The 221-nt window shown below is 44.3% G+C and carries 1 protein-coding gene; it reads left to right on the top strand.

Annotation, left to right across the window (positions count from 1 at the left end):
* Window positions 1-221, top strand: a 221-nt coding sequence (locus DW182_RS22660; RefSeq protein WP_305000465.1) for a hypothetical protein, incomplete at both ends; no start/stop codon positions are given.

The following is a 221-nucleotide window of genomic DNA, read 5'->3' as shown; positions in this document are numbered from 1 at the left end:
AGTACCTCGCTTCCTGATACCAATCAGCCCCCTGCCAGTATGCACTGTTTCCATCGTTTAGATGGAATATTATCGTCTCTGTCCAGGAAGTTTACCTATACGGAGTTTGTTCAAACGGTAGAGAATACCGGTATGTCCGAATCTACGGGCAAACGACTTTTACGCAAAGCCTTGAAGCTTCAATATCTTGTAAAAGAGGAGAATGGCTATCGGAAGAAACG

It is taken from the genome of Bacteroides sp. AM16-24, assembly GCF_003471885.1.
GTDB lineage: Bacteria > Bacteroidota > Bacteroidia > Bacteroidales > Bacteroidaceae > Bacteroides.
Note: the sequence above shows the minus strand (reverse complement) of the source record. Positions and strands in the feature narration are given on the sequence as shown.